The following is an 8,078-nucleotide window of genomic DNA, read 5'->3' as shown; positions in this document are numbered from 1 at the left end:
GCTACCCCGAGCCATCAGCGACAGCAGCTTCAATGTCTTGAAGCCGAGTGGCATGAGTCGGGGCGACTTCTACGAACTTCATTACAAGGTGGATCCAGACTTCAGGAATGCAAACCTGCCCCGCCGCGAGGGCGGCGGAAGATGGACCGGCAGTCGCCTGGGATTGAAGAAGAATGGCGGTTTGGGACGCGCATGGCATGGGGCCCCCGGATCGTTGAAAGCCGTCTCGGGCGTTGGCGGTCTGCAAGCAGGCGGTTTGATTTACGATCAACTCGATGAGGAGAACCCGCGGTGAAGGTGAGGCGTTGGGCTGAGCTCCGGACCGAGCTTCCGAGTGATCAAATCGAGGATGAGCACGACATCGTTCAGTTCGGCGGACGCGGCGTAGCCGAAGCCATCGGGGGGTTGCTAGCTGCTCAGGGGTATGAGGTTTCACCGCCCGAATACGCTGGCGAGCACGGCTGGGAATTTGATTTCCACGCACTCGAGCGCCGGTTCTGGTGCCAAGTAACGGAAACCGACAGGATCCAACTGCTGTGCATCGACATGACCAGTTCGCCGTTCGGCGGCGTCTCAAGAAAGCCGCCCCATTCCGCCTATATTGAAGTCATGACTCTACTGGACAGGGAACTGGCGGATGACCCACGGTTCTATGATCTGGCTTGGTACTTTGACGACGAAGTTGATCGCGACTTACCTGGATCCCTATCGCCCGTCTGCGAGTCCGTCGCTGCGCAGGTGGGCTCCTGGGTGGAGTTCCGCGCCGATCTTTCTGAGGAGATTGGCGCGCGGCAGGCTGACGACATCGCGCTGGGTCGAGGTTGCGCCGACGCCCTTGTTGAACTGCTGGGCAGACTTGGTCATCAGGTGTGGTCGCCACTGCCAACGACCGACAATGGGTGGCGCTTCAGCTTCGGGCCCTCGGGACCACGCTTCACCTGCGATATCCACGCGATTGGCGAGACCTATCGTGTGCTCGTTGAGGACAAGGGTCGAACCTTCGTCGACAAGCTGTTCAAGCGGCCGCCGAGGGCGCTCCATGGCGAGACCCTCAGCCGATTGAATGCGGCTCTGACGGAGGACCCTCGTTTCCGGGACATAGCCTGGCGGCACCCTGACAAGGGGCGCCGCCCTGACGAAGCAAAGACGATCCAATCGACAATCCGCTGAGCAGCGGCTGAGCGCACCCTCCCCCGCGACGCAGAGGATGTGGCGCGCCTCTACTTCCCGGTCAGTTCCTTTACCAGGGCCGCCTGGCCGTAGACCTTTTCCAGGGCCTCGGTGGCTGCGGACGTCGCCACCACGACCGTGCGGTTGATCGCGGGATCGTAGCCGTAGTTGCCGCCGAGGGAGTGGATGTTGCCGTCGAAGGCGGCGCCCAGGATCTCGGCCTTGGCGTTCAGCACCGGGGAGCCGGAATTGCCGCCGATGATGTCGTTGGTGGTGACGAAGTTGAACACCGTGGCCGGGTTCAGCCGGTCCTTGGCCGCCACCCAGCGCGGGGCGAGCTGGAAGGGCTCGGCGCCGGTCGCGCGGTCATAGAGGCCGGCGAAGGTGGTGAAGGGCGGGATGGTCACGCCGCGGTGGGTCCAGCCGGCGACCTTTCCGTAGGACAGGCGCAGGGTGAAGGTGGCGTCGGGATAGACCGCGTCGCCATAGGCGGCGAACTTGGCCCGGGCGATGCGCTCGGCGGCCCGGTCGGTGGGGCCGCTGACCTCGGTCTCCCAGGCGGTGCGGACCTCGCGGGCGGCGGGGTCGATACGCAGGGCGAGCTGGATCATCGGATCGGTCGACGCCAGGATGGCGGGCAGGCCGCCGTCCCAGAGGCGCTTGCGCTCGGCGGGGTCGGCGAGCTTGGTCCCGGCCACCAGGCGGGCGGCCATGGCCTCGGGGCTCTCCTTGCCCAGCAGCAGCTTCACCGCCGCGTCGTCGACGGTGAGGTACTCGCGGGTCTTGGACAGCCAGAAGCCGAGATAGAGCTGCTCCAGGGCGGCGTCCACCGGCTGTTCGTCGAGGATCTGCTTGGCCATGAGGGCCAGGCCCGCGTCGCCGTATTCCGGCAGGCGCTCGGCCGAGGGCTTGGCGCGTTCCTGGCCGGCGCGGACCAGTTCGCGAGCGAACAGGAAGAGCTCCGACAGCGATCCGGCGCCGCCCTCCAGCTGGCGGAAGCGCAGGTAGCGGTCGGCGTAAGGTCCCTGGGCCTTGGCGATCTCGCCCCAGGGGTCGCCGATGTCGGCGGCCAGCTTGGGATCGGCGGCGGCCTTGGACCGCAGCTCGGCCTCGGCGGCGCGCTTGGCCTCCATGAAGTCCGGGTCGTTGAGGGCGAACTGGCGGCCGTAGAAGACCTTGAAGCTGTTCTCGACGCCGAACAGGGGATCGGTGGCGATGCGCTTGGACTCCGCGTCGCGCTCCCCAAAGGCGATCAGCCGGCCGCGCAGTTCTGAGCGCTGCAACTGGCCGATGGGCAGGGCCAGGTCGCGCTGGGTCTGCAGTTGGGAGACCGTCAGCATCCGGTCGGTGCCGCCGGGATTGCCGGAGACGAAGGTGACCTCGCCGTCCTTGGGGGCGCGGCTCTGCCAGATCAGGTGCTGAGGCGAGGCGATGGGCTTGCCGTTCTCGTACAGCCGCAGGAAGGCGGTATCGAGGTTGAAGCGTGGGAAGTTGAAATTGTCCGGGTCGCCGCCGAAGAAGGCCATCGCGATCTCCGGGGCGAAGACCAGGCGGACGTCAGAGTACTTGCGGTACTTGTAGAGCTTGTACTGGCCGCCCCGATAGAGGGTGACCAGCTGGCAGCGGAAGGCCTCGTCCTTGCCGCAGGCTTCGGTCTCGGCCGCGCCCTTGGCGGCGTCGCGCGCCCTGACGAAATCGATCCCGGTCTTGCCGGCGGTGGCCTTGCCGATGTCGCCGGTGAGGTCGGTGATCGAGACCAGGACCTCGGCCTGCATGCCGGCGCACTTCTTCTCCTCGGTCCGGGCGGTGGTGAGGAAGCCGTCCTTCACATAGTCGGTCTTGCCGTCCGACAGGCTCTGGACGCAGTCGACGACGCAGTGGTGGTTGGTGAAGACCAGGCCTTCCTTGGAGACCAGGGACGCCGAGCAGCCGCTGGTTAGCCGCACGGAGGCGGCCTGGACGCGGTCGAGCCACTTCTGGTCGGTCTTGACGCCATAGGCCTGGGCCACCTTGGCGGCGGGGAAGTTATCGTAGGTCCACATGCCTTCGTCGGCGCGGGCCGGGGCGGTGGAGAGGGCGATGGCGGCGGCGAGCGCGAAGGCTCCGCCCAAGGTCTGTCGAAGCATGAACATCCCGATGCGGTTTCGCGAGCCAAGGTGGAGGTCGCGGGGTGGCGATCCGTAACAATGTAACAGCCCCGTGGCTAGGGGCTTTTGCGATCAATGGCTTAGCCGAGGTCCGGCTGGAAAGTTACTTATAATTCATGTGATTAGTCCGACAGGGGCGCCGCCTTACGTGGATTTAACTAGGCTCCTGTTCGCCAGGAGCACACATGATGGCGCCGTTGGAGGGACGTCATGTCACTGGCCCTGGCCACCCTGATCTATGAGTGGCGGCGGTACATGGCGGCCGTGATCGCGCTGGCCTTTTCGGGTCTGCTGATCCTGGCCCAGGTCGGCATGTTCACCGGGATCGTGAAGGGCGCCACCGCCACCATCGACCGGAGCCGCGCCGACATCCTGGTGCTGGGCGCCAAGTCCGAAAGCCTGATCAATTCCGGCCCCTCTGGCCTGCCCCGCCGCATCCAGCCGCAGCTCTATCTGAACCCCGACGTGGTGGAGGTGGCCAGCTTCGACGGCGATGGCGCACGCTGGACCAACCGCCCGCCCCCGGGGAAGAAGGCGGTCACCACCTTCGTCCAGGTCAATATGGTCGACACTCGCCCCGGCGCGGTGACCCTGCCCACCGACTATTCCGAGACCGTCCGCGTCGCCCTGCAGGAGCCCTATGCGGTGGCCATCGACCGCAGCGCCCTGGCGCGGCTCGGCGTCAAGCCCGGCGACAGCGCCGCCCTGAACGGCAAGTCGGTGCATGTGCGCGCCATCCTGGAGGGCTATCCCGACATCAACCAAGCCTCGGTGGTGGTGTCGCGCGACACCATGCGGCTGCTGGGCATGGGGGAGAAGGGCGACAAGACCGGCCCGCTGATGGTGCGCATCAAGGACCCGGCCCGGACCGAAGAGGTGCGCGACACCCTGAACGCCAATTCCGACAAGGCCTATCGCGCCTGGACCCGCGACGAGCTTTCCAAGGCCAACGAGAGCGCCCTGCTGAAGGAGCAGATCATCGGGGTGATGCTGGGCTTTTCGGTGTTCCTGGGTTTCCTGATCGGGGTGGGGATCACCTCCCAGACTCTGCGCGGGGCGATCCTCGCCAATATCAAGGAGTTCGCCAGCCTGCGAGCCCTGGGCGTCTCCATGGGGTCGCTGCGGCTGATCGTCATCGAGCTGTCCTTCTGGGTAGGGATCGTGGGGCTCATGGCCACCGCCCTGCTCACCTTCGCGATCTCGCTGCTGGCCAAGAGCGCCGGCCTGCCCATGGGCTTCCCCATCGGCTGGATCACCGGTGTCGCCATCCTGCTGATGCTGATCTCCATGGCCTCGGGCCTGATGGCCATGGGCATCCTGAAGAAGAGCCAACCCGCGGACCTGCTGCGATGAGCCAGACCTCCGGTGTTCCCGGCGCCCACGCCCTGGTGGCCAAGGGCGTCACCAAGCGGTTCAAGACCGGCCGCACCCATATCGAGGTGCTGAAGGCCGTCGATTTCGACGCCCTGCACGGCGACGTGACCATGGTCATGGGGCCTTCCGGCTCGGGCAAGTCCACCCTGGTGGCGACGCTTTCCGGCCTGCTGAAACCCGACGAGGGCTCGGTGAGCGCCATGGGCGAGGACCTGTGGAAGCTCAGCCCCGGCAAGATCGACCGGTTCCGGCTGGATCACTGCGGCTTCATCTTCCAGGGCTTCAACTTGTTCGGGGCCCTGTCGGCCCTGCAGCAGGTGGCGATCATCCTGAAGTACAAGGGCTTCGCGCCGGCCGAGGCCCGCGCTCGGGCCGAGATTGCGCTCGCCGAGGTCGGCCTGACCAACCGGATGCACCAGCGGCCGTCGGAGCTGTCGGGCGGCGAGAAGCAGCGGGTGGCGATCGCCCGGGCGCTCGCCAAGGAGCCGCACCTGCTGTTCGCCGACGAGCCCACCAGCGCGCTGGATGGCGAGAACGGCCAGATCGTCATCCAGCTGCTGCAGCGGGCGGCCAAGAGCCATGGGGCCGCGGTGATCTGCGTGACCCACGACCCGCGGCTGGAAGCCTATGCCGACCGCATCATCCACATCGAGGACGGCCACATCCTGAACGACCGGCGCACGACGCCGGCCCCCAGCGCGGCCAAGACCCCTGAGCTCATCGGAGCCTAAGACCATGTTCGCCTTCCTCCGCCGCCACGTCGTCTGGGCCGTGGTTCTTGTGCTCGGTCTCGCCGTCGCCGGCGGGCTCCTGCTGAACAGCCAGGCCCAGGCCCAGAAGGCGGAGGCGGCCAAGGTCGCGGCCGCCAAGGCGCCCAAGAGCCCCTTCGTGGCCATCGCCAACGGCAAGGCCGATGTCGAGGGCGGCATGATCCAGGTGGCCGCGCGCCGCGCCGGGATCGTGCGCGAGGTGTTGGTGAGCGAGGGCGACCGCGTCACCAAGGGCCAGGTCCTGGCCCGCCAGGAGGACGACCAGCCTCGCCTGGCCGCCGCCCAGGCCGCCGCCGCCGTGCGCCAGGCCCGCGCCCAGATGGCGATGACCCAGGTGCAGCTCTCCACCGCCCAGCGCGAGCGGGCCCGGCTGCAGAGCCTGGTGGCAACCAACTTCGTGGCCGGCCAGCGGCTGGACCAGGCGCAGGACAAGATCCGCGAGGCCCAGGCCACCCTGGAGGCCCAGCGCGCGTCTGTCGCCACCGCCCAGGCGGCCCTCGAACAGGCCCGCTACGAGCAGGAGCAGACCATCATCCGTGCGCCGGCCGACGGCCGCATCGCGCGGCGCTACGCCAATCCGGGCGCCGGCGCCTCGACCCTGAACGTGTCGACCATGTTCGACCTGGAGCCCGTCGCCCCGCACATCGTGCGCGCCGAGATCGCCGAGGGCGCCCTGCCCTATGTGCGCATCGGCCAGGCGGTGCAGATCGCCCCGGAGAGCGACCCCACCAAGGTCTATCGCGGCACGGTGCTGCGCCAGGCCGCCGTGTTCGGCGCCCGCAAACTGGTCTCCGACGACCCCACCGAACGCACCGACGATCGGGTCGTCGAGGTGGTGGTCAGCGCCGACAACGCCCCGTTCCTGATCGGCCAGCGCGTGCTGGTGAAGTTCCTGCGCGGGACGGAGATGGCGGCGAACTAGGGGGCTGGCGGTATTGGCCTATGCCTTGGCATAGGCTAACATGCGCGCATGACCGTCCACCGTCACGTCAAGCTGTTCAAAAATGGACGCAACCAAGCCGTCCGCATTCCCCGTGAATTTGAGTTGCCGGGCGAAGACGCCATCATGCACCGGGATGGCGATCGACTGATCATAGAGATCGCCCCGCCGAAGTCGTTGCTCACCGTCCTGGCCGGACTGTCGTCCCTGGACGAGGACTTCCCGCAGATCGACGACCCGGTCCCGGGCGCCGTCGATCTCTGATGCGGCTCCTGCTGGACACCAATATCCTTTCCGATCTGGTCCGCAATCCTCACGGCCGGATCGCCAAACAGATCACTGAGATCGGCGAGGACGCGGTTTGCACCAGCGTGATCGTCGCGGCCGAACTTCGGTTCGGAGCCGCCAAGAAGGGTTCGGCCCGTCTGACGGCCCAACTCGAAACGATGCTGGGCGCGCTCGAGATCCTGCCCTTCGAGGCGCCGGCCGACGTGGCCTACGGCCAGCTTCGCGCGCAACTCGAGGCGGCGGGCACGCCGATCGGCGGCAACGACATGCTGATCGCGGCGCACGCGCTGGCGTCGGGCTGCTCGGTCGTCACCGACAACGAACGCGAATTCGGGCGCGTCAATGGACTGACGGTGCTGAACTGGCTTCGTTGAGCCGCGCCCCCTAGAACCGCTGCGCGCCGTCCAGGCGGATGGTCGTGCCGTTGAGAAAGTCGTTCTCGCAGATGTGGGCGGCGAGCTGGGCGTATTCGTCGGGGTCGCCCATGCGGTGCGGGTTGGGGACCATAGGCCCCCACTTGGCCTGGGCCTCCTCGTCGGTCATGCGGGCGGAATAGGCCAGCGTCAGGAAGGTGCCCGGCGCGATGGCCATGGCCCGGACGCCGATGGGCGCAAGGTCGCGGGCGATGGTCAGGGTCATGCCGATGATGCCGCCCTTGGCCGCCGAATAGGCCGCCTGGCCCGGCTGCCCCTCGTAGCCGGCGATGGAGGCGGTGTTGATCACCACGCCGCGATGGTTGGAGGCCAGGGGCTGGTTCTTCGCCATGGCCTCGGCGGCCTGGCTGGTGACCGCGAACGCGCTGTTGAGATAGACCCCGACGGTGTGGGCGAAGTGGGCGAGCGGGATGCGCTTGCCCTCGCGATTGACCGTGCGGGCTGCGCCGGTGGTGCCGGGGGGCGGCGGTCCGCCATGCACCACCACGGCGGCGCGCAGGGGGGCCAGGTCAACCGCCGCCTGCACGGCCCTGGCGATGGACTCCTCGTCCATGATGTCGGTCCGCACATAGACCGAGCCGTTACCCAGCTCCTTGGCCAGGGCCTCGCCGCGGGCGTCGGCCACGTCGGCGATCACCACCTTCATACCCCGCTGGGCGAGGCGGCGCGCCGTGGCGCTGCCGAAGCCGCCGGCGCCGCCGGTGACCAGGGCCGAGGCGTTGGTGAGATCCATGGTGTCTTCCCCTCATTGGCGGCGGGCCGCCGGCCCGCGTTTGGGCCATCCTGTCCGCGCGCCTGCGGAAACGCGAGGCTGTCGTCGCGGCAGTCGAGGGTGGAAAATCTAAGCCGCCAGCACCTCGCCGTCGGCGTCGCGGCCGATCCAGCGGGCCAGGCAATCGTTGAGGGCCTGGATGCTGATCGGCTTGCCGACGCTGTCGACCATGCCGGCCTCGAG

Annotated in this window: 9 protein-coding genes; 7 read left to right on the top strand and 2 right to left on the bottom strand. The window is 67.6% G+C overall.

The window, feature by feature from the left end:
• On the top strand, positions 1–295 hold a 295-nt coding region (locus RMO97_RS09110), incomplete at its 5' end, for a hypothetical protein (protein WP_310540501.1).
• Positions 292–1,170 carry a hypothetical protein gene (locus tag RMO97_RS09105; protein WP_310540499.1) on the top strand — a complete coding sequence of 293 codons (879 nt, stop codon included), beginning with the start codon at positions 292–294 and terminating at the stop codon, positions 1,168–1,170. The genes RMO97_RS09110 and RMO97_RS09105, both read left to right, overlap by 4 nt.
• Before the next feature lie 50 nt (positions 1,171–1,220).
• Here the strand turns inward: RMO97_RS09105 and RMO97_RS09100 are convergent, their stop codons facing one another.
• Positions 1,221–3,296 carry a S46 family peptidase gene (locus RMO97_RS09100; protein WP_310540497.1) on the bottom strand — a complete coding sequence of 692 codons (2,076 nt, stop codon included), beginning with the start codon at positions 3,294–3,296 and terminating at the stop codon, positions 1,221–1,223.
• 231 nt (positions 3,297–3,527) lie between these two features.
• On the opposite strand from RMO97_RS09100, the gene RMO97_RS09095 reads away from it, so the two are divergent.
• From RMO97_RS09095 to RMO97_RS09075, 5 genes are read left to right on the top strand one after another with little or no spacing between them, the layout of a single operon-like run.
• On the top strand, positions 3,528–4,670 hold the full coding sequence (locus tag RMO97_RS09095; protein WP_310540496.1) for an FtsX-like permease family protein: 1,143 nt from the start codon (positions 3,528–3,530) through the stop codon (positions 4,668–4,670).
• Positions 4,667–5,422 (top strand): ABC transporter ATP-binding protein, encoded by a 756-nt coding sequence (locus tag RMO97_RS09090; protein WP_310540494.1) that lies wholly within the window; start codon positions 4,667–4,669, stop codon positions 5,420–5,422. Before RMO97_RS09095 ends, RMO97_RS09090 begins: the two co-directional genes overlap by 4 nt.
• A gap of 4 nt (positions 5,423–5,426) precedes the next feature.
• On the top strand, positions 5,427–6,383 hold the full coding sequence (locus RMO97_RS09085; protein WP_310540492.1) for an HlyD family efflux transporter periplasmic adaptor subunit: 957 nt from the start codon (positions 5,427–5,429) through the stop codon (positions 6,381–6,383).
• A 48-nt stretch (positions 6,384–6,431) separates the two neighbouring features.
• Positions 6,432–6,665 carry an AbrB/MazE/SpoVT family DNA-binding domain-containing protein gene (locus RMO97_RS09080; RefSeq protein WP_310540490.1) on the top strand — a complete coding sequence of 78 codons (234 nt, stop codon included), beginning with the start codon at positions 6,432–6,434 and terminating at the stop codon, positions 6,663–6,665.
• Entirely contained in the window at positions 6,665–7,063 is a 399-nt protein-coding gene (locus RMO97_RS09075) for a type II toxin-antitoxin system VapC family toxin (RefSeq protein WP_310540488.1), read from the top strand. Before RMO97_RS09080 ends, RMO97_RS09075 begins: the two co-directional genes overlap by 1 nt.
• Before the next feature lie 10 nt (positions 7,064–7,073).
• On the opposite strand, the gene RMO97_RS09070 is transcribed toward RMO97_RS09075, so the two are convergent.
• Positions 7,074–7,856: an SDR family NAD(P)-dependent oxidoreductase gene (locus tag RMO97_RS09070; protein WP_310540487.1), complete on the bottom strand. Its 783-nt coding sequence runs from the start codon at positions 7,854–7,856 to the stop codon at positions 7,074–7,076.
• Positions 7,857–8,078: the final 222 nt, after the last annotated feature.

Origin of the sequence: Phenylobacterium sp., from assembly GCF_031425575.1 — a bacterium.
Taxonomy (GTDB): Bacteria; Pseudomonadota; Alphaproteobacteria; order Caulobacterales; family Caulobacteraceae; genus Phenylobacterium.
Note: the sequence above shows the minus strand (reverse complement) of the source record. Positions and strands in the feature narration are given on the sequence as shown.

Coding starts and splice junctions, on each gene's coding strand:
- RMO97_RS09100 (WP_310540497.1), bottom strand. CDS start 3,296: ATGCTTCGACAGACCTTGGGCGGAGCCTTCGCGCTCGCCGCCGCCATC.
- RMO97_RS09095 (WP_310540496.1), top strand. CDS start 3,528: ATGTCACTGGCCCTGGCCACCCTGATCTATGAGTGGCGGCGGTACATG.
- RMO97_RS09090 (WP_310540494.1), top strand. CDS start 4,667: ATGAGCCAGACCTCCGGTGTTCCCGGCGCCCACGCCCTGGTGGCCAAG.
- RMO97_RS09085 (WP_310540492.1), top strand. CDS start 5,427: ATGTTCGCCTTCCTCCGCCGCCACGTCGTCTGGGCCGTGGTTCTTGTG.
- RMO97_RS09080 (WP_310540490.1), top strand. CDS start 6,432: ATGACCGTCCACCGTCACGTCAAGCTGTTCAAAAATGGACGCAACCAA.
- RMO97_RS09075 (WP_310540488.1), top strand. CDS start 6,665: ATGCGGCTCCTGCTGGACACCAATATCCTTTCCGATCTGGTCCGCAAT.
- RMO97_RS09070 (WP_310540487.1), bottom strand. CDS start 7,856: ATGGATCTCACCAACGCCTCGGCCCTGGTCACCGGCGGCGCCGGCGGC.